The following is a 20653-nucleotide window of genomic DNA, read 5'->3' on the forward strand; positions in this document are numbered from 1 at the left end:
TGCCGGCTTGGCGAGCGGCCTTTCGCGGGCCTTGGCGCGCTGTGTCGGGAAGCGGATGCGGACAGCGGGGCCGTGCCACCGCGAAAAGCCGCGCCGCGGGTGCGGCCCGCGGTCGGTCATATCGCGACGTCTCTTATTCCGAAGGAAGGCCGGCGCGCAGCGCCTTCAGCGCCTCGCTCCAGCGGAACAACTCGTCCAGCATCGTCCTGGCGCCGCCCAGCACCTGCTCGCTCGGATGATATGCGCCGTCCTTGTTGAGCAGCGTCCTGTAGGCGGGCAGCGCCACGCCTTCCGGGATCGGCATGACGCCGACCGAGGTGAGCAGCGGCTTCAGCGCCTGGGCCGCGCGCAGGCCTCCCGAAACGCCGCCATAGCTGAAGACGGCGGCGGGCTTGTAGCGCCATTCCTTGAGCAGATAGTCGACCGCGTTCACGATCGCCGGTGCGACGAAATAATTATATTCCGGCGCCACGAAGACGTAGGCGTCGGCGGCGTCGATCGCCGCCGACCAGGCCTTGGTGTGGTCGTTCTCGTATTTCCGCAGCCGGGGATGATGCGGCTCGTCGAGCAGCGGCAGCTTGAAGGCGGCAATGTCTGTCAGCACCGGTTCGAACTTGCCGTGCTCGCGCGCGAAGCCCTCCAGGCACTCGGCGAAGATTGGACCGGCGCGTCCCGGTCGCGTGCTGCCGATGATGATGTTCAACTGGTGCTTCACGGGTGGCTCCCTCGATCTTGACAGTATCCGTTGGTGACTAGAGGAAGCCTTCACCGACGACAAGCGGGCATTCACTGGCGCTGGTCACATTCCGGCGAGGTCCGTGTCGATCGGCACCCTGCCGTCCGGTCGCATGGACGCGCGCCTTGCCGGGCACTACATTGGAGCTGCCAGCGGAGCATGCCATGGACACCAAGCCCGCCCCCTTCGTGCCGCCCGCGCCGAAGCCGCGCACCCAGCCGCCTTCGACGCTGGAGATGATGCGCATTGTCTATCGCAACCCGCTCGAATTATGGGGCGAGCACACTTACAACGAGCCCTGGATATCGGTGACCGGCATCGGCGGGCCGCTGGTCATCGCCAACGATCCCGGCCTGATCCGCCACGTGCTGATCGACAACGCCAAGAACTACAAGATGGCGACGGTGCGCCAGCTGATCCTACGCCCGATCCTGCGCGATGGGCTGCTCACCGCCGAGGGCGAGGTATGGAAGCGCTCGCGCAAGGCGATGGCGCCGATGTTCACGCCGCGCCACATTTTCGGTTTCGCCGAGCCGATGCTGAAGCGCACGCTGGAATTCGTCACCCGCTACGAAGCCGGCGGCACGTCCGACATCGCGCATGACATGACGCTGCTCACCTACGACATCCTCGCCGAAACGCTGTTTTCCGGCGAGATCGCCGGCGAGCCCGGCAGCTTCGCCAAGGAGATCGACCATCTGTTCGAAACCATGGGCCGCGTCGACCCGCTCGACCTGTTGCGGGCGCCGGAATGGCTGCCGCGCTTCACTCGCATCCGCGGCCGCAAGACCATGGCCTATTTCCGCGACATCGTCGCCGGCACGGTGAAGCTGCGCGAGGAGCGGCTGAAGCGCGACCCCGACGGCGTGCGGCAGGATTTCCTGACGCTTCTGCTGAAGGCCGAAGGGCCGGACGGGCTGACCCGCGCGGAAGTCGAGGACAATATCATCACCTTCATCGGCGCCGGCCACGAGACCACCGCGCGAGCGTTGGGCTGGACGATCTACTGCCTTGCCGAGGCGCCGTGGGAGCGCGACAAGGTTGAACGCGAGATCGACGCGGTGCTGGCGAGCGAACCTGATCCGACGAAGTGGCTGGACGCCATGCCGCTCACCCGCGCCGCCTTCGAGGAGGCGCTCCGGCTCTATCCGCCGGCGCCTTCGATCAACCGCGAGCCGATCGAGCCGGAGACCTGGAACGGTCTCTATATCCCGAAATACGCCGCCGTGCTTGTCATGCCCTGGGTCGTGCACCGCCACCGCAAGCTGTGGGACAGGCCGGACGCCTTCATGCCGGAACGCTTCCATCCGGAAAACCGCGACAGGATCGACCGCTTCCAGTACCTGCCCTTCGGCGCCGGGCCGCGCGTCTGCATCGGCGCCAGCTTCGCCATGCAGGAGGCGATCATCGCTCTAGCCATCCTGCTGTCGCGCTTCCGCTTCGACGTGACGGCCGAAACCCGGCCATGGCCGGTTCAGAAGCTGACCACGCAGCCGCAGGGCGGCCTGCCGATGCAGGTCTCCCGCCGCGGCTGATCAATGCATGTCGCCCAGAAGTGTGCAGCGGTTCTGGGATAACGACATGCATCAAAACTTAGAATCTTCTATCGATCGGCTATTGGCCGGCGCTGCTGGAACTGCCCGGCAGCGCGGAACCGCCAGAGGTAGCTGGGCAGGATCGTGGCGATTGCCTGCGGCTGGATGCCGAGGCCGGTGATGGTCCTGTTCGCCTTGGCGGCGGCCTCGGAGACGACGTTGTGCTCGCGCAGCTGCAGGACCTGGTCCTTGGTCAAAAGCGGGCTGGGCAACAGCTGAAGGATCGAGGCCTGCAGGTTCGCCACCCACCACGGCACCGGCACCAGGAGGCGCCTGCGCTCGATCACGGCAAGCATCTCCTCCATGCATTCCTTGAAGGTCAGCACCTGCGGGCCGCCGAGCTCATAGATCTGGCCGCCCTTGACGTTGCCGTCGACCGAACGCGCGATCGCTTCGGCGACGTCGCCGACATAGACCGGCTGGAATTTGGTCTGCCCGCCACCGATCAGGGGCAGGACCGGGGAGTAGCGCGCCATGTTGGCGAAGCGGTTGAAGAAACTGTCCTCCGGCCCGAAATTGATCGACGGCCGGAAGACGACGGCGTCCGGGATCGTCTCGAACACCGCCTTCTCGCCGAGCGCCTTGCTGCGGGCGTAGTCCGACTGCGAATTCAAATCGGCGCCGAGCGCCGAGATGTGGGTGAGGCCGGCGCCGACCGAGCGGGCGGCCTCGGCGACGGCGCGGGCGCCGAACTCGTGCACGGCGCCGAATTTCTGCCGGCCGGTCTCATGCAGGATGGCGACGAGGTTGACGACATGGTCGGCACCCTGCACGGCGCGGTCGGCCGACCAGCGCACGCGCACATTGGCCTGCACCGGCTGGATCTGGCCGACATTGCCGAGCGGCTGCACATGGCCGGCAAGATCGGGCCGCCGGCAGGCGACCCGGATGCGGTAGCCGCGCTTGGCCAGCGCGCGCACGACATGGCGGCCGACAAAGCCGGACCCGCCGAAGACGACGACGAGCTTGGGGGTCTGCAGGATTTCAGTCATGGCTGGCTCCGGCGCGCTAGGCTTGGCTAGAGGCGTTCATAGTCGGTTTCGCGCCAAAGGCAAAGGGCGGTCGGAACCAATCACGACCTTGTTTCGGCTCGGCTTAGAAGGCCTTGCCGATGCGCGCGTCAACCGAATGGCGGTTGCCGCCGCGGATGACGAAGAAGGAGAGGATGGCCGCCCACAGCAGCGACTTTTCCGCACCCGAAAAACCCTGGCCCATGGTGACCCAGTGGAACCATACCGTGACCAGAAGCACGATCAGGCCGGCGAAAGCAGCGGGGCGGGTGATGAGGCCGATGGCGATGAAAATGCCACCGAAGAATTCGATGCAGGCAAGCAGCGGCGACCAGAAGACGCCGGGATAGAAGCCCAGCCCTTCGACCATTTCCGCGGCGCCGAACGGATTGACGATCTTCTGCGAGCCATGAATGGCGAGGAAGACGCCGGCAACGGCGCGCAACAGGGTTTCGGCGGAATTGTTCAGCGTCGCATAGAGGCCGCCAAGAGCCGGGACGATAAGGCGGTTTCTGGACGTGTCGGTGTTGGCCAGCATGCGGTCTCCTTTGCTGATAATTGACGCGGGCGCCCAGATCTATGAGCTCGGCGGCGCCCGACATCGTCAAATAAGATAAACTTGACAGAATTACGCATGTTTTATTGGCGCGGCTGAAGAAAACAGAAAACCCCGCCGAAGCGGGGTTTTCCGGGCAGTGCTCGCGCCGAAACAGGGTCCAACGAGGCGGCCTGACCTGAGACGGTATCAAGGCGGCGTGAGCAAGCACGCCCGCCCCGGCCCTGGACGCCCGGCGCGGCGCCGCCAACCGCAAGCCGCCACCCAAGCCACCCTCTGCGGCTTGCGATGGGGTGCCGGTGATGCGTCGCCGCAGGGCAAAGAAAGGTTCAATGGCTGCGCGAAGAAGACGCGCGGTTTCGATCAGGCCGAATAGCGTTCGGCGAATTCGGAAATGCGCTGCACGACAGCCTTTGGCACGTCGATGCCGCGTGCCGTCGCCTTTTCCGCGGCTTCCGCCCGGGCGCGGCCGGGAATGTGCACGCCGTAGCGCCGCCGCAGCCGGTCGAGTTGCTCCTTCATGCGCTGCTCGAAATCCGGGTCGAGCAGCTTGGGCTCGATGGCTAAAACGAAGAGCCCGGTTCCGGGACTGTCCGGCCCGCCGGAGAACCATGGCGCGTCGAGCGACCAGTTGGCGCCGGAAATGCCTGCCGCCAGCACCTCGACCATCAGCGCGATATTGGCGCCGCGCTGGCCGCCGAAGGCGAGCATCGCGCCCTTCATCGCCGCAGCCGGATCGGTGGTCGGATTGCCGCTGGCGTCCAGCGCCCAGCCTTCGGGGATCTTCTTGCCGTCCTCGGCCGCCTTGCGGATGTTGACGAAGGCGGTGGCGCTCGACGACTGGTCGATGACCAGTGGCGGCCCGTCGGCGGCAGGTGCTGCAAAGGACATCGGGTTGGTGCAGTAGACCGGCTTGACAGAACCGGAGCCGGCAAGCACCGCCGGCCCGTTGGTGGCGGCGAAGGAAACCAGGCCAAGTTGGGCGAGTCGCCCGGTGAAATAGCCGAGCGCGCCGCAGGTATAGGCGTTCTTCTGCGAGAAGATGGCGACGCCGAACAGCTTTGCGGCCTTGGCGAGGTCATCGATCGTGCGGTCGAAGGCGGTATGCGCAAGCCCGCCGCGCGCGTCGGAGAGATAGACGGCCAGCGCCGGCCTGGTGATGACCGGATCGGCATTGCCGTCGATGCGGCCGGCTTCCAGCGCCTCCAGATAGTCGATGAAATGCGACAGGCCGACCGCCGGCAGGCCTTCCGCCTCCGCCGCGATGATCGAGGCGACCAGCGACTGTGTCGCCTCCTCATTGGCGCCGGCGCCGAGCGCCGCCATCCGGCATAGCCCTGTTGCCTGGTCGAGAGTGAGTTGCATCGGAGTTGCTCCGCAGCAGCGAGTAGCGAATAGGGAATGGCGAATAGGGGGGAGATAAACGAACTACTCGCTATTCGCTACTCTCTATTCGCTACCCGATTTTGACCGGAATTCGCGCCTCGATCCTGCTGAATATGAGCACCAGGATGCCAGTGATCGCCATATAGATCAGCGCCAGGAGCAGCAAGGGTTCGTAGGTGAGATAGGTGTCCTGACGCACCTTGGAGGAGACGGCGAAGATATCGATGACGCTGATCGTCGCCACCAGCGGCGTCGACTTCAGTTGCAGCACGGTCTCGCCGGTCAGCGTCGGCAGCGCACGAAAGAAAGCCTGCGGCAGCCAGATGCGGCGAAAGATCTTGAAGCGGCTCATACCGAAGGCGCGGGCCGCCTCGAGCTGCCCTTTCGGCACGCCGGCGAAGGCGCCGCGCATCACCTCGCCCTCATAGCCGGCGAAGGACAAGGTCAGCGCCAGCACGGCATAGGGCCAGGCTTGCCTGAGATATGTCCACATCCAGGACTCGCGGATCCATGGATATTGCGGGAACAGCGACCCGAGCCCGTAATAGAGCAGCCAGAGCTGCAACAGCAGCGGCGTGCCCCGGATGATGGTGCAGAAGACTTTGGCCGGCACGGCGAACCAGAATGGCCCACCGGCTTGCGCCAGGCCGAGCGGCACGGCGAGCAGGAAGCCCAGCGCGCAGGTGACGACGAGGATCCACAGCGCCCGCCAGATGCCGAGCAGCCCCATTTCCCAATATTGCGGCAGCCAGTCCCAGCGCATGAAGAAGGCGGCGCAGAAAACCAATGCCAGCGCGATGAGGATCAGCACGATGCGATGCGGCCTGAGCCAGAGCGAGGCGCGCGCCGCCATGTTGATTGCGGTCGCTTCGGCCGACATCAGCGAGCCTCCTTGACGGAAGGCATGCCGCGCCGCGACCAGGCTTCGACCCGGCCGATGATCAGGTTGGAGAAGAGCGTCAGCGACAGATAAAGGACGCCGGCAGCGAGAAAGAACAGCAGATAGGCCTTGGTGACGCCTGCCGCCTGCCGCGTCGCAAGCGTCAGTTCGAAGAACCCGACGACGGCAAGCAGCGCCGTGTCCTTGGTGGCGATCAGCCAGAGGTTGGCGAGGCCGGGTATGGCGAAGGGCAGCATCGCCGGCAGCGTTATGCGCCTCAGCATCAGGCCCGGCGACATGCCGTAGGCGCGGGCGGCCTCGATCTGGCCTTGCGGGATGGACAGGATGGCGCCGCGGATGACTTCCGTCGAATAGGCGCCCTGGACGACGCCGAGCACGAAGATGCCAGCCGCCAGCCCGCTGATGTCGACGCGCTGGTAGCCCATTGCCGTCAACACCTGATTGATGAGGTCGGTGCCGGCGTAATAGAGCAGCAGGATCAGCACCAGTTCCGGCACGGCGCGCACCACGGTCGTGTAGACGGCGAGCAGGTCGCGCGCAACCGGGCCGCCATAGAGCTTGCCCCAGGCGCCGCCGGTGCCGATCAGCAGCCCAAGGCAGGTGGCGCCGATGGCGATCTCGATCGAATGCAGCAATCCGACCAGCAAGGTGCCGCCCCAGCCGGGCGGCACGGGCGACAGGAGTTCGATGATGCCGGCCGCCGAGGCCGGAAGAAATATGTCGATCAGCTTCGCCCCCGGATTGCTGGCTCTGGTCGCCGGCGTTGGCGGCCAGCGGCAAGCATGGAAGATTGGGCTTAGGGGCACGGCACTGGGCCATGCCCCTAATTGACGGGCGAAATATCGTCAGTTCGACTGCGTGGCGCCACCGTAGATGTCGAAGTCGAAGTATTTCTTCGAGATCTCGTCATATTTGCCGTTGGCGCGGATCGCCTTGATGCCGGCGTTGATCTTTTCCTTGAGCGCGGTGTCTTCCTTGCGCACGCCGGCGCCGACGCCCGGGCCGAGCACCTCGTCGTCCGGGGCGACCATGCCCTTCAGGTCGCAGCAGGCCTTGCCCTGATCGGTCTTGAGGAATTCGCCAAGCGCGATGGAATCGGCCTGCACCGCGTCGAGACGGCCGGCCGCGAGGTCATTGTTGGCTTCGTCCTGCGTCTGGTATTCCTTGATCTCCTGCGCGCCGGTGAAGTGCTTCTTGGCGTAGACCGCATGCACCGTCGACACCTGGACGCCGACCACCTTGCCCTTCAGATCGTCCGGCGTGGCGCCGAACTTCTGATCCTTCGGCCCGATGATCGCCGTCGGCGTGTTGTAATACTTATCCGAGAAGTCGATCGTCTTCTTGCGTTCGTCGGTGATCGACATCGAGGAGACGATGAGGTCGATCTTCTTGGTGGTCAGCGCCGGAATGATGCCGTCCCAGGCGACGGGCGTGATGACGCAGTCGAGCTTCTCCTCGGCGCAGACGGCGTCGATGAAGTCGATTTCCCAGCCGACCCACTTGCCCGTCGCATCCGGCGAGGTGAAGGGCGGATAAGGTTCGGCGGCGACGCCGATCTTGACCTGATCGGCCTTGGCCACGCCCATCGCGGCGACGCCGAAGAGCAGCGCCGCGGCGAATGTCTTGAGAACAGTCTTCATGTCAGGACTCCCAGTTTGTTGTTGTTCCCGGTTTTTCGCCCCACTTGACGCCGGCCCTAGCCGACGTTGCGGAGGAATTGCTTGAGCCTTTCGGATTTGGGCGCGCCGAACAGCTGTTCCGGCGGTCCTTCTTCCTCGACCAGCCCGTTGTAGAGATAGACGACATGCGTCGCGACCTCGCGGGCGAACTTCATTTCATGCGTCACCAGCACCATGGTGCGCCCCTCGCGCGCCAGGTCGCCGATCACTTTCAGCACCTCGCCGACCAGCTCCGGGTCGAGCGCCGAGGTCGGCTCGTCGAACAGCATGACGCGCGGATTGATCGCCAGCGCCCGGGCGATCGCGGCGCGCTGCTGCTGGCCGCCCGACAGGTATGCCGGATAGACGTCGCGCTTCTCGGCGAGGCCAACGCGAGCAAGCAGCTTCTCGGCCTGGGCGATCGCCTCGTCGCGCTTGACGCCAAGCACATGCACCGGAACCTCGATGACGTTCTCGATCAGCGTCATGTGGCTCCACAGGTTGAAGTTCTGGAACACCATGCCGAGCCGGGAGCGGATGCGCTCGATCTGCTTGCGGTCGGCGGGTACGGTGTGGCCGTGGCTGTCGGCCTTCAGCTTGATCTCCTCGCCATTGACGCGGATGATGCCGCTGGTCGGGTTTTCCAGGCAGTTGATGCAGCGCAGCAGGGTCGATTTGCCGGAGCCGGAGCCGCCGATGATGGCGACCACCTCGCCGTCGCGCGCCGACAGCGAAACACCCTTCAGCACATGCAACTGGCCGAATTTCTTATGCAGGTTCTCGACATGGATGGCTTCGGCGGCGCCGCTCTGCGCCTCGCCGGATGGGACTGCGGCGGCTTCCACCGCGCTCACCGGGTGACCTCTGCAGGGGCGACGGCAGTTCGTCGAACGTCCATCCGGCTCCTCAACATACGCTGTACTGTCCCGCTCCTGACTTCAGCATGGACCCGACCGCGCGAGCCCGTCAATCCTGCTCATTACGGCACTTGCGGGCTTGTTGCGCAAGTGTATAAATAGCCTTTCATGAAATTTTCTTGGATTTTTTCATCTTAAAAGGGCATCAATGAGCGCTTTCGGATCACAGTCCATGGCGGCGCCGCTGCGGCGCGTGCTGATGCGGTCGGCGGCCAACGCCATGCGCGACGCCAACAGGGTTGCCTGGCACTATGGCCCGGGGTTCAACCCGGCGAAAGCTGCCTCGCAGCACGCAGTCCTTGCCGAACTGGTGCTGGCTTCCGGCGCCGAAATCGAATGGATCGAGGACAAGGCCGACGGACTGTCGGATTCGGTGTTCACGCACGACCCGTCGCTGATGACCGACCGCGGCGCGCTGATCCTGTCGATGGGCAAGCCATTGCGCGCCGGGGAACCCTCGCTGCATGAGGAAACCTATAGAAGACTGGGCATTCCGATCCTCGGCCGCGTCGAGGCGCCTGGCCAGGTCGAAGGCGGTGATTGCGTATGGGTGGATGCCCGCACGCTGGCGATCGGGCGCGGTGTCCGCTCCAACCAGGAAGGCATCCAGCAGGTTTCCAACCTGCTGACGCCGCTGGGCATTTCCGTCTACGGCTTCGACCTGCCGCTGTGGCAGGGCGAAGAGGCGTGCCTGCATCTGATGTCGGTGATCAGCCCGCTGGCCGACGACCTCGCGCTGGTCTATTCACCGCTTTTGCCGGCACCGTTCTATCAGATGCTGAAGGCGCGAGGCATCCGGCTGGTCGAAGGCGACGCCGACGAGTTCGCCGCTTCCAACGGCCTCAGCCTGAACGTATTGCCGACCAGCCCGCTCAAGGTCATTGCCGTTGCGGGCTTTCCCAAGACCAAAGCGGCGATGGAAGCTGCCGGCTGCACGGTTGAAATCTTCGAGGCGGACGCGCTCTGCATCGCTTGCGAAGGCGGGCCGACATGCCTGACGCGGCCGATCCTGCGCCAATGAATGCGCGCCGCAAGTTCCGTCGCGAGGGCGAGGAGCGGCGGCGGCAGGATCTGATCGAGGCTACCCTGGACAGCGTGGCGGAATATGGCCTGCAGGGCGCCACCCTGCGCGCCATCGCATTGCGTGCCGGCGTCACCGCGGGGCTGATCCGGCACTATTTCCCCGGCAAGGAAGAATTGTTGCAGGAAGCCTATACAGCGCTGGTCGGCCGCATGACCGAGCAGGCGAAAGCAGCCTTGGTCATGGAAGATGCCTCGCCGCGCCAACGCCTTGCGGCTTTCGTCAGCGCCAACCTCAACGCGCCGATCATCGACGCCCGGGTGTTTTCGCTCTGGGCAACCTTCATCGGCCGCGCGAACGCGGATCCGACCCTGGCCCGTGCCCATCGCGAAGGCTACCTTGGCTTTCGCAACGAGGTGGAAGCGGTTGTGGCCGAAGTGCTCGCCGCCGAACGGCGCAAGCCGGACGCAAATGAGCTGCGCCACCATGCCATCGCCATCAATGCGATCATCGACGGGCTCTGGATCGAAGGCTGCCTGGCGGGCGAGATGTTCTCACCCGGCGAATTGGCGGCGATTGGGATCAAGGCTGTCGAGGCCGAGCTCGGCCTCGAACCGCTAGAGCAATTCCAGGAAAAGTGAGAAGCGGTTTTCCGTCCGGAATTGCGTAAGAAACGAAGACATAGAGCGGATCACTGTTTCCGTTAAACAGTGATCCGCTCTAAAGGGGAGAAAACCAATGACGACCGTCGGCGAAGCGCTCATCACCTTGCTCGAGGCGCATGGCGTCGACACCGTTTTCGGCATTCCGGGCGTTCACACCGTCGAGCTCTATCGCGGTCTGGCGCGCTCGAAGATCCGCCACGTCACGCCGCGCCACGAACAGGGTGCCGGCTTTATGGCCGACGGCTATGCGCGCGCCGGCGGCCGGCCGGGCGTCGCCTTCGTGATCACCGGGCCGGGGCTGACCAACACCATCACCGCCATGGGCCAGGCGCGCGCCGATTCGGTGCCGATGCTGGTGATCTCCGGCGTCAACGCCACCGATACGCTGGGCAAGGGGCTTGGCTTCCTGCATGAACTGCCCGATCAGCGCGGCATGATGGAGAAGGTGGCGCTGTTTTCGCAACGCATCACCGAGGCCGGGGAACTGCCCGGCGCGCTAGCCCGCGCTTTCGCCGTCTTCTCCTCGTCGCGTCCGGGCCCGGTCCATATCGAGATTCCGACCGACGTCATGGTGAAGCCCGCCGACGGCATTGCGGCCGTGCTTAGCAACGCTGCGCCGCCCGCTCCGGCGGCGGCGGCGATCGCCGATGCTGTGCGGTTGATCAAGACGGCTCGCCGTCCACTGATCCTGGCCGGGGGCGGCGCCAAGAGGGCGGATGCGGCGCTGACGCGCTTCGCCGAAGCGTTGGGCGCGCCGGTCGTCGAAACCGCCAATGCGCGCGGCCTGCTGCATGCCCATCCGCTCTGCGTGCCGGCAAGCCCCAGCCTGAAGGCCGTGCGCGCACTGATGGCGGACGCCGATCTGGTGATCGCCGCCGGCACCGAATTCGGCCCGACCGACTATGACGGCTATGGCGACAGCGGCTTCGTGCTGCCGCCGAACCTCATCCGCATCGATATCGGCGCCGACCAGCTCACCCGTCGTCCTGTCACCGTTGCGATCCAGGCGGATTGCGCCGCGGCGCTTGGTGCTTTGCTGGCTGATCTCGGCCCTGCTCATGTCGCCGCGAAAGACGGCAAAGCTCACGCGGCAGCGGGTCGAGAGGCGGCGCTGGCCGAGCTGAAGTCTGAGTATGTGGCGCAGGTGCGCGCTGTGGAGGTGATCCGCGACGCGCTGCCAGGCGCCATCATCGTCGGCGACTCGACGCAGCCGATCTATGCCGCCAATCTCTATTACGATCATGACCGTCCGGGCGGCTGGTTCAATGCGGCGACCGGTTTCGGCGCGCTGGGCTATGGCCCACCGGCGGCGATCGGCGCCGCCCTTGCCGTGCCCGAGGCGCCGGTCGTGTGTCTCACCGGCGACGGGGGCTTCCAGTTCACCTTGACGGAGCTGGGTGCCTCGCTCGACGCCGGGGCGCCCGTGATCTTCGTCGTCTGGAACAACCGCGGCTATCGCGAGATCGAGACCTCGATGCTCGATGTCGGCGTCGAGCCGGTCGGCGTGTCGCCGGCGCCGCCGGATTTCTGTAAGCTCGCCGAGGCCTATGGCATTGAGGCCGAACGGCTGACCGGGGTCGGCAGCCTCGCCGAGGCGCTGAAGCGCGCGCGAGCGGCCGGCAAGCCGCGCCTTGTCGAAATCACGGTCGACTGAAGGCGTTGGCGCCTGCGAGCATTTGCCGGCGCTCCAATTTCCGCGCCGGCTCCGCAGAACAAGATCCGGTCGAATCCAGACGCCGCGACAAGATCTCGCGCGGCTGCCTGACGCATGCAAAGACGCTGCGCCAGCCATGTCGATATTTCAATTGAGTGACAGCGCGAAAGGCGCGACGTTCGATGCTGGGGCGGCATAACCATAAGAAAAGTGACAGGAGCGGTCGAAATATGACGGAAACGCTTAACGGCAGGCATGTCGTGGTGACGGGCGGCACTGGGGCGCTCGGCGGCGCGGTTGTCGGCAGGTTGCTGGAGCAGGGCGCGATCTGCCACGTGCCCAATGCCCATGCCGCTGCCCCCCCGAATTTTCCCTATGCCGCACACGCCAGCGTTCATCTCGCGCACAATGTCGACCTGTCGGACTCCGCCAAGGTCGAGGCCTTCTACCATCAGTTGCCCGAGCTTTGGGGTTCGATCCACCTCGCCGGCGGTTTCACCATGGCGCCGGTGGAGAAGATCGAGTCGGCGTCCTTTGCCGAGATGATGGACACCAATGCCCGCACCGCCTTCCTTTGCAGCCGCGCCGCGGTGCGCTCGATGCTGGCGTCGGGCACCGCGGGGCGCATCGTCAACGTCGCTGCGCGCGCGGGGCTCGATCCCAGGCGCGGAGCCGGAATGGTCGCCTATGCCGCCTCGAAGGCGGCGGTCGCCGCGATGACTCAGGCCATGGCCGAGGAACTGAAGCACAAGGGCATCCTCGTCAACGCCGTGGCGCCCTCGACGCTCGACACGCCCGCCAACCGCGCCGACATGCCGGACGCCGATTTCACCAAATGGGTCAGCCTGGAGGCCGCCGCCGAAGCGATCGCTTATCTTGTCTCGCCCGCCAACCAGGCGATGAGCGGCACGCTGGTGCCGCTTTACGGCCGGGCCTGATTTTAGTCAGCAGCTCATAGGGCAAAGAAAAACCCCGCAGGATCGCTCCGGCGGGGTTTTTGTTTGGGTTGGGCGAAGGAGGGCTTACGCAATTCCGGACGGAAAACCGCTGCGCGGTTTTCCTGGAATGCTCTAGTTGCCCTGCTTCTTCAGCGCCGCGCCCAGGATGTCGCCCAGCGAGGCGCCGGAGTCGGTCGAGCCGTACTGGGCGACCGCTTCCTTCTCCTCGGCGATTTCCAGCGCCTTGATCGAGACCTGCAGCTTGCGGGTCTTCTTGTCGAAGGCGATGACGCGGGCATCGACCTTCTGGCCGACGGTGAAGCGCTCGGGGCGCTGCTCGTCGCGGTCGCGGGAAAGGTCCGAACGCTTGATGAAGGTCTCGAGGCCGCTCTCGACCAGCCGCACTTCCAGACCGCCATCCTTGACCGCGATGACCTCGCAGGTGACGACGGCGTTCTTGCGCAGCTCGCCGCTGCTCGCCGCCTCGCCGACCGTGTCGCGGGCCAGCTGCTTGATGCCGAGCGAGATGCGCTCCTTCTCGATGTCGACGTCGAGCACCTGCGCCTTGACCATGTCGCCGCGATTGTACTCTTCGATGACCTGCTCGCCCGGACGGGTCCAGTCGAGGTCGGAGAGGTGCACCATGCCGTCCACGTCGCCTTCCAGGCCGATGAACAGGCCGAACTCGGTCTTGTTCTTGACCTCGCCCTCGACCTGGCTGCCGACCGGATGGCTGCGCGCGAACGCTTCCCACGGGTTCTCCAACGTCTGCTTGAGACCGAGCGAGATGCGGCGCTTGGCCGGATCGACCTCGAGCACCACCACGTCGACTTCCTGCGTCGTCGACAGGATCTTGCCGGGGTGCACGTTCTTCTTCGTCCACGACATTTCCGAAACGTGGATGAGGCCCTCGATGCCCGGCTCCAGCTCGACGAACGCGCCGTAGTCGGTGATGTTGGTGACGGTGCCCTTGATCTTCTTGCCGATCGGGAACTTGGTGCCGATATCCGACCACGGATCCGACTCGAGCTGCTTCATGCCGAGCGAGATGCGGTGGGTCTCCTGGTTGATGCGGATGATCTGCACCTTGACCGTCTGGCCGATGTTGAGGATCTCGGTCGGATGGTTGACGCGGCGCCATGCCATGTCGGTGACATGCAGCAGGCCGTCGATGCCGCCGAGGTCGACGAACGCACCGTAGTCGGTGATGTTCTTGACCACGCCTTCGACCACCTGGCCCTCTTCGAGGTTCTGCACGATCTCCGAACGCTGTTCGGCGCGGCTCTCCTCGAGCACGGTGCGGCGCGACACCACGATGTTGCCGCGGCGGCGATCCATCTTGAGGATCTCGAAGGGCTGCGGGTTGTGCATCAGCGGCGAGACGTCGCGGATCGGACGGATGTCGACCTGGCTGCGCGGCAGGAACGCCACGGCGCCGTCGAGATCGACGGTGAAGCCGCCCTTGACCTGATTGAAGATGACGCCTTCGACGCGCTCACCCTTGGTGAACTTCTCCTCGAGGCGCACCCAGCTCTCCTCGCGGCGAGCCTTCTCGCGCGACAGCATGGCCTCGCCAAGCGCGTTCTCGATGCGCTCGACATAGACTTCGACGGTATCGCCGACCTTGAGCGAGGAGTCCTTGCCCTTGGCGCCGAATTCCTTCAGCGGCACGCGGCCTTCGACCTTGAGGCCGACGTCGATGATGGCCATGTCCTTTTCGATCGCGGTGATCGTGCCCCGGACAACCTGGCCCTCGCCGGAATGGCCGGCGGTGAATGATTCTTCGAGCATGCTCGCGAAATCATCGCGAGTGGGATTAGCTACTGACATTGTTTCTCCTGGAGTGCTCCGCTTTCGTAGCGGAGCGGGCGCCGTGGGTTAGCGTTGCGTGAGCCTGCCGGCGTTCCGGGCTGAAGAGCCCTCGGCCGCTATCGGAGCGGCAAGTCCGGCGCATAAGAATGCTGGCAGGCTGGTTCGTGCCCGATATGGGTATTTTTCCCGCGTTCGGCAATCGCAAGCGTGAGAGAAAACCTGGATCAGGCCTTGCTTCTCTTGGCCAGGACGTCGTCAACGATCGCCATCGCCGCCAGAAACGCGGCCTCTATAGCCATTTCGCTGGTATCAAGCAAGTGCGCGTCGGCGGCCGGCTTGAGTGGCGAGTCGGCGCGGCCCATGTCGCGCTCGTCGCGGCGCTCGATGTCGGCGAGGATGGTGGCGAAATCGGCGCTGCCGCCCATGCTCTCAATTTCGGCCAGCCGGCGCAGCGCCCGCACCTCGGCGCTCGCCGTCACATAGAGCTTGATGTCGGCGTCCGGGCACACGACGGTGCCGATGTCGCGGCCGTCGAGCACCGCGCCCGGCGGCGCCTTGGCGAATTCACGCTGCTTTTCGACCAGGATGCGCCGGACAGTGGGAATGACCGCAACCTTCGAGGCTGCCTCGCCCACCGCATGTGCCGACAGCACCGTGCGGTCGAGATTGGAGAGGTCCACCTGGCGCGCCGCGGTTTCAGCCGCCGAGACATTGTCGAGCGGCAGGCCGAGCTCCAGCAGCTTGTGCGCCACCGCGCGATAGGTGAGGCCGGTGTCGAGCAGGTTCAGCCGGTAATGGTCGGCGAGCCGCCGGGCAAGAGTGCCCTTGCCCGCGCCTGCGGGGCCGTCGATGGCGATGGTGAAGGTGTGGGTCATCGGCAGGGCGCCGCGATCGAAGGGCGCGATGAGCAAGACAAGCGCCGAGTTCCTTCACACCCCCCTCTGTCCTGCCGGACATCTCCCCCGCAAGGGGGGAGATTGGCAGTTCCGATGCTGGCGCCTTCCGTCCAGCGTCGGAGATTGGCGAAAGCCGGCGTGACGTCTGATCTCCCCCCTTGCGGGGGAGATGTCCGGCAGGACAGAGGGGGGTGCTGTCCCGCCAGCGTTGCAATTTGGCTCCAACCCATCGCCCTCACTCTATCTCCGCGCCCAGCCCCTTCATCAAACCCATGAATTCCGGAAAGCTCGTCGCGATCATGTTGGCGTCGTCGATCGTCACCGGCTTCTCCGTCGCCAGTCCCATCACCAGGAAACTCATGGCGATGCGGTGGTCGAGATGGGTCTTCACCTTCGTATCCTGGCCGTCGGGATGGGCACCCAGCCCCTTGCCGCCGGGCTTGCCGCGTACGGCGAGCGACGCCTCGCCCTCGCTGCAGTCGACGCCGTTGAGCTTGAGCCCGTTGGCGACTGCCGACAGCCGGTCGGATTCCTTGACGCGCAGCTCCTCCAGCCCCTGCATCAGCGTCTCGCCTTCGGCGAAAACAGCGGCGACAGCCAGCACCGGATATTCGTCGATCATCGACGGCGCGCGCTCCGGCGGCACGGTAACGCCTTTCAGGTCGGAATACCGCACGCGCAGGTCGGCCACATCCTCGCCGCCGGCATTGCGCGGGTTGAGGATATCGATGCGGCCGCCCATTTCCTGCAGCGTCAGAAGCAGCCCGGTACGGGTCGGGTTCATCAGCACGTTCTCGATCGTGATGTCCGAACCCGGCACGATCAGCGCCGCCACCAGCGGGAAACCTGCCGAGGAGGGGTCGCCCGGCACGGCGATCGTCTGCCCCGTCAGTTTGCCCTGGCCCTCGATGAAGATGTGGCGCACGCCGCGCTCGTCGGTCTCGACCGTCAGGTTCGCGCCAAAGCCCTTCAGCATCTTTTCAGTATGGTCGCGCGTCATCACCGGCTCGATCACCGTGGTGATGCCCGGCGTGTTCAGGCCGGCTAGCAGCACTGCCGACTTCACCTGCGCGGAGGCCATCGGCACGCGATAGGTGATGGGGGCTGCATGCTTCGGCCCGCGCAGCGTGATCGGCATGCGGTCGCCCGGTGCCGACTTCAGCACCTGGACACCCATCTGGCGCAACGGCTCCAGGACGCGGCCCATCGGCCGGCCGGAAAGCGAGGCGTCGCCGATGAAGGTCGTTTCCATGTCGTAGGTGCCGACGAGACCCATGGTGAGCCGCGAGCCGGTGCCGGCGTTGCCGAAATCGAGCGGGCCTTCGGGCTCAAGCAGCGCGCCGTTGCCGGTGCCGCGGATCAGCCACTCGGCGCCCTTCTTCTCGATATGCGCGCCCATCGCCTTCATGGCCGCCCCCGTGCGCATCACGTCCTCGCCTTCGAGCAGGCCGGTGATGCGCGTCTCGCCCGAGGCAAGGCCGCCGAACATGAAGGAGCGGTGCGAGATCGACTTGTCGCCCGGCACCCTGGCCGTGCCGGAAAGGGCGGGAGACTTGCGGGCCGTTGCTGGCTTAACGGCGGCGGAATGAGACATTTTGTCGTCCAAATGAAATGCCGGCTGGCCGGCTGAGTTCGCCATGGTGCGGCGGTCTCGTATCACGGCGCGCGGCAATGGTCATCCCCTCGCGCGGGCCTTTGAAAAAGCGGGTTTTCAGGACATGTCTTTTGGCTTTGACAGCGCGGAAAACTGCGGTTATGGGGACCATTCTTTTTTTGACGAGGCCTGCTGTGGCAAAAGCTGAACTTGGCACGAAGCGTATCGACCCCGAAACGGGTCGGAAATTCTACGACCTGAACAAGGACCCGATCGTCTCGCCCTATACCGGCAAGAGCTATCCGCGCTCCTATTTCGACGAAGGCAAGATTTCCGCCATCGAGGAGGACGAGGAGGTCGCCGACAAGGAGGTCGACGGCGACGAGGAAGAAGGCGCCGAAGTCGTCTCGCTCGAAGAGGCTGATGACGAAGCCAAGGGTGGCGGCGACGATCTTCCCGATATCGGAGACGACGAGGATGATGTCGATCTCGGCGACGATGACGACGACACCTTCCTTGCCGATGAAGAGGAAGAGGACGACGACGTCTCCGACATGATCGGCGTCGGCGACGACGAGGACGAGGTCTGATCTGATCGTTTGCCGGCCATTTTGGCCTGTGACGAAAAAGCGGCTTTTGAAGGCTTGATCTTGACTGAAGGCGGCGCTAGAAGCCGCCAGCACTAAAACGACGGCGCGGTTCTCGACCCGCGCCGGATCTCTTCGCCGGAAACGGCGCCGGCTGACTGCCGGGAGTGGGGCCATAGCTCAGTTGGGAGAGCGCTTGAATGGCATTCAAGAGGTCGTCGGTTCGATTCCGATTGGCTCCACCAAACAGTCCTTCTCTAACTGCCCGTCTCGCGACGCCGGGAAATAGCGGCGTCTTTTCCGTGGTTTAGCCCGCGTGTTCGGCGAACGCGTGGACCAGAGACGCCGGTTTCTGGGGTGTTTCTGCCTGAGCTGGCGCCTAGACTATCGTTGAACCTTCGTGGCTTACTGACGTCAAGGCGACAATAAACCACGCGCTATGCTGGCAGAGTTTCGGTCTGCAATCGTGCCGGCATCGACCGCAACAGTGCATCCTGCGCCACACGTCGCTCACCCATCATCGCGTCGCCCTCCGCCGGAGGACAACCGCTGGCAGCCGCAGCAACTGCACGTAGTAGGGGCGTGACCGCTAGTGCCGTCAGGCGCCGGGTTTGCCGATTCTAGCTCGCAGCCTGCTTCATCTTGAGCAGTTGCTGCGCGGCGGCCGCGTTGTCGCCGCCACCCGCCACATGCACGGTGGGAACGGCGAGCTTGATGCCGTTCTCGTCGAATGCCTTCTTGATCATCATGAACGCTCGCCGCTTGATGCCGAACTGAGTTCCCGGCTTGGTCATCAGCTTCATCCTGAGGGCGATCCCGGAATCGCCAAAGCTGTCGACGCCTTGCATTTTCAGCGGCTCAAGCGTGTCGGCTGCGAACTCGGGATCCGCGGCCAGCTCCTGACCGATCTTCTTGATGAGCCTGCGAGCGAGATCTACGTCGGAATCGTAGGTGACATTGAGAGCCATCTTGTCCATCACCCAGTCACGGCTCATGTTCTGGATGGCGCCGAGCTCGCCAAACGGCACGGTGAAAATTGGGCCGCGGTGATGCCGCAGCCTGACTGACCGCAGGCTGAACGATTCGACAGTGCCCTTATAGCTGCCGCTCTGGATATACTCGCCGACACGGAAGGCATCGTCGAGCATATAGAAAACGCCGCTCAGCACGTCCTTGACCAGTGTCTGCGAACCGAAGCCGATGGCGACGCCGAAAATGCCCGCGCCGGCGATCAAAGGTGCAATCTGCACGCCCAGTCCGGACAGGATTGTCAGCACAGCGACGACCCCGATGAAGACAGCAAGCACGTTACGGAATATCGGCAGCAGCGTACGCAGCCGGCCGCTGCGCGCAAGGTCGTCCGCACTTGACCCTTCCTTTGGCGCGAGCTCCATCCGATAAGCGATCAACGCCTTCGCCAGCTGCCACAGCAGATCCGCTACCAGGAGGATGATGATGCTGTTGAGCAGGCCCGAAATCACGATCGCGCCTGTTTCACTGCCGGCAAGGGCTGCAGCCCTGATGCGCCAGATATAGGCGAGCCAAGCGACCGCAGCGCCAATCACCGCTGCCCTGGCACCCCTGACGATCAGCACGTTCAGCATGATGCCGAGGGCACCGCTGCGCTGCGCTCTGCCGGCGAAGGCCTGTGCGACGTTGCCAACCCCACGCACCGTCGCCGGCAACAGCAACGCATAGAGGCCGAGCCACAGCACGCCGAGCAGTCCTGCCACCCAGGCCAGCCAAAGCGCGATCAGGTAGAGCGTCAGCAGCGATTGCCTGACAGCGAAAGCTGCGCTGTCCGGCCGCCGCCAGACGATTTCGATGGCGATGGCCAACATGCCCAGGCCACAAAGCAGGGCAACCACGCGCGTCGCGTCGATGGAGAAACCGATGCCAGGCATGAGGCTGACCACCGCCCAGCCAAACAGTAGGAAGCCGGCGATGAGGCTCACGCGCCGAAGCCAGAAACGCTGAACGGTCTCGCTTGCGACAGGGATTGCCGTCGGCGTCTCATCCGACGTTCTGTTTCCCGTGCCGGCAAGCCCAAACAGCAACCTGGCAGTTGCGCGGACGACACGCACGGCGATGAAGGCGAGAAGCAAAGTCAGCACGATGCGGCGCAGCAAAGGCGGCCATTCGAACGCGAGGAACGAGCCAATGGCCGCCAGAGCAAATGTCAGCAAGGCGGCGACCTCGGACAGGATCGCCTGTCCGGGGTCAACTGTTCCGTCAGCACCGCCCAGCGCCAAAGCCCGGCGGACCAGCCACTCGGCGCCGAAGCCGACGACAGTCAGGACTGCCAGGATCAGGATCACCAGTCCGGGCCTGCCTGAATTCACGTCGCGCGAGACGACGCCGGCGGCGTTAGCCAGCTCCTGCGGGATGCGAGGAATGGCACCGGCGAGCGCGGCGAGACGTGCGCGAACGGCCAGTTCCCAGTTCGAGATCGCGTCGGCCAGCGATGCGGCAGGCGGTTCCTCGGCTGCTGCCGGTACCTTTCCTTCGAGCCATACCTTCAGCTCCGGGTCGGACAGCAGGTTGAGGAACTGCCGTGCCTTTTCGGGCGGCACGTCGACCGGAGGCTGCTGGGCCCAGGAAGTTCCAAGGAGCACCCAAAAGAAAATCGGAATGACGGCCGACAGCAGAATACCAATTCGAGTGGACAGTGCGTTGCTCATCGAGCGCTCCCGCATTTTCGGTCGACTGTGCGACCAGACGTTCCCG

18 protein-coding genes and 1 tRNA gene are annotated in these 20653 nt (G+C 64.8%); 7 read left to right on the forward strand and 12 right to left on the reverse strand.

What is annotated here, in order from left to right:
• Positions 1–133: 133 nt before the first annotated feature.
• Positions 134–715: an NADPH-dependent FMN reductase gene (locus RFM40_RS13430; protein WP_320226062.1), complete on the reverse strand. Its 582-nt coding sequence runs from the start codon at positions 713–715 to the stop codon at positions 134–136.
• A gap of 185 nt (positions 716–900) precedes the next feature.
• On the opposite strand from RFM40_RS13430, the gene RFM40_RS13435 reads away from it, so the two are divergent.
• Positions 901–2271: a cytochrome P450 gene (locus RFM40_RS13435; RefSeq protein WP_320226064.1), complete on the forward strand. Its 1371-nt coding sequence runs from the start codon at positions 901–903 to the stop codon at positions 2269–2271.
• A 68-nt stretch (positions 2272–2339) separates the two neighbouring features.
• Here RFM40_RS13435 and RFM40_RS13440 read toward each other — a convergent pair whose 3' ends face one another.
• From RFM40_RS13440 to RFM40_RS13470, 7 genes are all read right to left on the reverse strand, one after another.
• Complete coding sequence (locus tag RFM40_RS13440) at positions 2340–3323, reverse strand: complex I NDUFA9 subunit family protein (RefSeq protein WP_320226065.1); 984 nt, start codon at positions 3321–3323, stop codon at positions 2340–2342.
• A 103-nt stretch (positions 3324–3426) separates the two neighbouring features.
• On the reverse strand, positions 3427–3879 hold the full coding sequence (locus tag RFM40_RS13445; protein ID WP_320277660.1) for a DoxX family protein: 453 nt from the start codon (positions 3877–3879) through the stop codon (positions 3427–3429).
• Positions 3880–4260: 381 nt separating this feature from the next.
• Positions 4261–5262 carry an Ldh family oxidoreductase gene (locus tag RFM40_RS13450; RefSeq protein WP_320226067.1) on the reverse strand — a complete coding sequence of 334 codons (1002 nt, stop codon included), beginning with the start codon at positions 5260–5262 and terminating at the stop codon, positions 4261–4263.
• A 91-nt stretch (positions 5263–5353) separates the two neighbouring features.
• Positions 5354–6163: an ABC transporter permease gene (locus RFM40_RS13455; RefSeq protein ID WP_320226069.1), complete on the reverse strand. Its 810-nt coding sequence runs from the start codon at positions 6161–6163 to the stop codon at positions 5354–5356.
• Complete coding sequence (locus RFM40_RS13460; protein WP_320226196.1) at positions 6163–6828, reverse strand: ABC transporter permease; 666 nt, start codon at positions 6826–6828, stop codon at positions 6163–6165. The genes RFM40_RS13455 and RFM40_RS13460 overlap by 1 nt, the downstream gene beginning before the upstream one ends.
• A 201-nt stretch (positions 6829–7029) precedes the next feature.
• Positions 7030–7824: a transporter substrate-binding domain-containing protein gene (locus tag RFM40_RS13465; protein WP_320218404.1), complete on the reverse strand. Its 795-nt coding sequence runs from the start codon at positions 7822–7824 to the stop codon at positions 7030–7032.
• A gap of 56 nt (positions 7825–7880) precedes the next feature.
• Positions 7881–8696, reverse strand: coding sequence for an ABC transporter ATP-binding protein (locus RFM40_RS13470; protein ID WP_320226071.1), 816 nt, complete (start codon positions 8694–8696; stop codon positions 7881–7883).
• Positions 8697–8907: 211 nt separating this feature from the next.
• On the opposite strand from RFM40_RS13470, the gene RFM40_RS13475 reads away from it, so the two are divergent.
• From RFM40_RS13475 to RFM40_RS13490, 4 genes are all read left to right on the forward strand, one after another.
• Positions 8908–9780 (forward strand): dimethylarginine dimethylaminohydrolase family protein, encoded by an 873-nt coding sequence (locus tag RFM40_RS13475; protein ID WP_320226072.1) that lies wholly within the window; start codon positions 8908–8910, stop codon positions 9778–9780.
• The gene (locus RFM40_RS13480; RefSeq protein ID WP_320226073.1) at positions 9750–10421 is read left to right on the forward strand and encodes a TetR family transcriptional regulator C-terminal domain-containing protein; all 672 of its coding nucleotides are present in this window, start codon (positions 9750–9752) and stop codon (positions 10419–10421) included. Before RFM40_RS13475 ends, RFM40_RS13480 begins: the two co-directional genes overlap by 31 nt.
• 97 nt (positions 10422–10518) lie before the next feature.
• A complete protein-coding gene (locus RFM40_RS13485) occupies positions 10519–12099 on the forward strand; it encodes a 5-guanidino-2-oxopentanoate decarboxylase (protein WP_320277661.1) in 1581 nt (526 codons plus the stop codon).
• A 230-nt stretch (positions 12100–12329) separates the two neighbouring features.
• Positions 12330–13037, forward strand: coding sequence for an SDR family NAD(P)-dependent oxidoreductase (locus RFM40_RS13490; protein ID WP_320218409.1), 708 nt, complete (start codon positions 12330–12332; stop codon positions 13035–13037).
• A gap of 132 nt (positions 13038–13169) precedes the next feature.
• Here RFM40_RS13490 and rpsA read toward each other — a convergent pair whose 3' ends face one another.
• The 3 genes from rpsA to aroA form a co-directional block, all read right to left on the reverse strand.
• Positions 13170–14867, reverse strand: coding sequence for a 30S ribosomal protein S1 (gene rpsA, locus RFM40_RS13495; protein ID WP_292340914.1), 1698 nt, complete (start codon positions 14865–14867; stop codon positions 13170–13172).
• Positions 14868–15073: 206 nt separating this feature from the next.
• Positions 15074–15724 (reverse strand): (d)CMP kinase, encoded by a 651-nt coding sequence (gene cmk / locus RFM40_RS13500; RefSeq protein WP_320226197.1) that lies wholly within the window; start codon positions 15722–15724, stop codon positions 15074–15076.
• A 256-nt stretch (positions 15725–15980) separates the two neighbouring features.
• Entirely contained in the window at positions 15981–17339 is a 1359-nt protein-coding gene (aroA, locus tag RFM40_RS13505) for a 3-phosphoshikimate 1-carboxyvinyltransferase (RefSeq protein ID WP_320226075.1), read from the reverse strand.
• Positions 17340–17533: 194 nt separating this feature from the next.
• Here aroA and RFM40_RS13510 point away from each other — a divergent pair, with 194 nt between their 5' ends.
• Both RFM40_RS13510 and RFM40_RS13515 read left to right on the forward strand, forming a co-directional pair.
• Positions 17534–17929, forward strand: coding sequence for a TIGR02300 family protein (locus RFM40_RS13510; protein ID WP_320226076.1), 396 nt, complete (start codon positions 17534–17536; stop codon positions 17927–17929).
• Positions 17930–18095: 166 nt separating this feature from the next.
• Positions 18096–18171: transfer RNA gene (locus tag RFM40_RS13515), tRNA-Ala, on the forward strand.
• A gap of 375 nt (positions 18172–18546) precedes the next feature.
• Here the strand turns inward: RFM40_RS13515 and RFM40_RS13520 are convergent.
• The gene (locus tag RFM40_RS13520; RefSeq protein ID WP_320226198.1) at positions 18547–20607 is read right to left on the reverse strand and encodes a mechanosensitive ion channel family protein; all 2061 of its coding nucleotides are present in this window, start codon (positions 20605–20607) and stop codon (positions 18547–18549) included.
• Between the last annotated feature and the right edge of the window lie 46 nt (positions 20608–20653).

Origin of the sequence: Mesorhizobium captivum (assembly GCF_033977165.1) — a bacterium.
Taxonomy (GTDB): Bacteria; Pseudomonadota; Alphaproteobacteria; order Rhizobiales; family Rhizobiaceae; genus Mesorhizobium; species Mesorhizobium captivum.

Excerpts from the sequence above, each read along its gene's own strand:
- RFM40_RS13435 (WP_320226064.1), top strand. The coding sequence starts at position 901 with ATGGACACCAAGCCCGCCCCCTTCGTGCCGCCCGCGCCGAAGCCGCGC.
- RFM40_RS13440 (WP_320226065.1), bottom strand. The coding sequence starts at position 3,323 with ATGACTGAAATCCTGCAGACCCCCAAGCTCGTCGTCGTCTTCGGCGGG.
- RFM40_RS13445 (WP_320277660.1), bottom strand. The coding sequence starts at position 3,879 with ATGCTGGCCAACACCGACACGTCCAGAAACCGCCTTATCGTCCCGGCT.
- RFM40_RS13450 (WP_320226067.1), bottom strand. The coding sequence starts at position 5,262 with ATGCAACTCACTCTCGACCAGGCAACAGGGCTATGCCGGATGGCGGCG.
- RFM40_RS13455 (WP_320226069.1), bottom strand. The coding sequence starts at position 6,163 with ATGTCGGCCGAAGCGACCGCAATCAACATGGCGGCGCGCGCCTCGCTC.
- RFM40_RS13465 (WP_320218404.1), bottom strand. The coding sequence starts at position 7,824 with ATGAAGACTGTTCTCAAGACATTCGCCGCGGCGCTGCTCTTCGGCGTC.
- RFM40_RS13475 (WP_320226072.1), top strand. The coding sequence starts at position 8,908 with ATGAGCGCTTTCGGATCACAGTCCATGGCGGCGCCGCTGCGGCGCGTG.
- RFM40_RS13480 (WP_320226073.1), top strand. The coding sequence starts at position 9,750 with ATGCCTGACGCGGCCGATCCTGCGCCAATGAATGCGCGCCGCAAGTTC.
- RFM40_RS13485 (WP_320277661.1), top strand. The coding sequence starts at position 10,519 with ATGACGACCGTCGGCGAAGCGCTCATCACCTTGCTCGAGGCGCATGGC.
- RFM40_RS13490 (WP_320218409.1), top strand. The coding sequence starts at position 12,330 with ATGACGGAAACGCTTAACGGCAGGCATGTCGTGGTGACGGGCGGCACT.
- rpsA (WP_292340914.1), bottom strand. The coding sequence starts at position 14,867 with ATGTCAGTAGCTAATCCCACTCGCGATGATTTCGCGAGCATGCTCGAA.
- cmk (WP_320226197.1), bottom strand. The coding sequence starts at position 15,724 with ATGACCCACACCTTCACCATCGCCATCGACGGCCCCGCAGGCGCGGGC.
- aroA (WP_320226075.1), bottom strand. The coding sequence starts at position 17,339 with ATGTCTCATTCCGCCGCCGTTAAGCCAGCAACGGCCCGCAAGTCTCCC.
- RFM40_RS13520 (WP_320226198.1), bottom strand. The coding sequence starts at position 20,607 with ATGAGCAACGCACTGTCCACTCGAATTGGTATTCTGCTGTCGGCCGTC.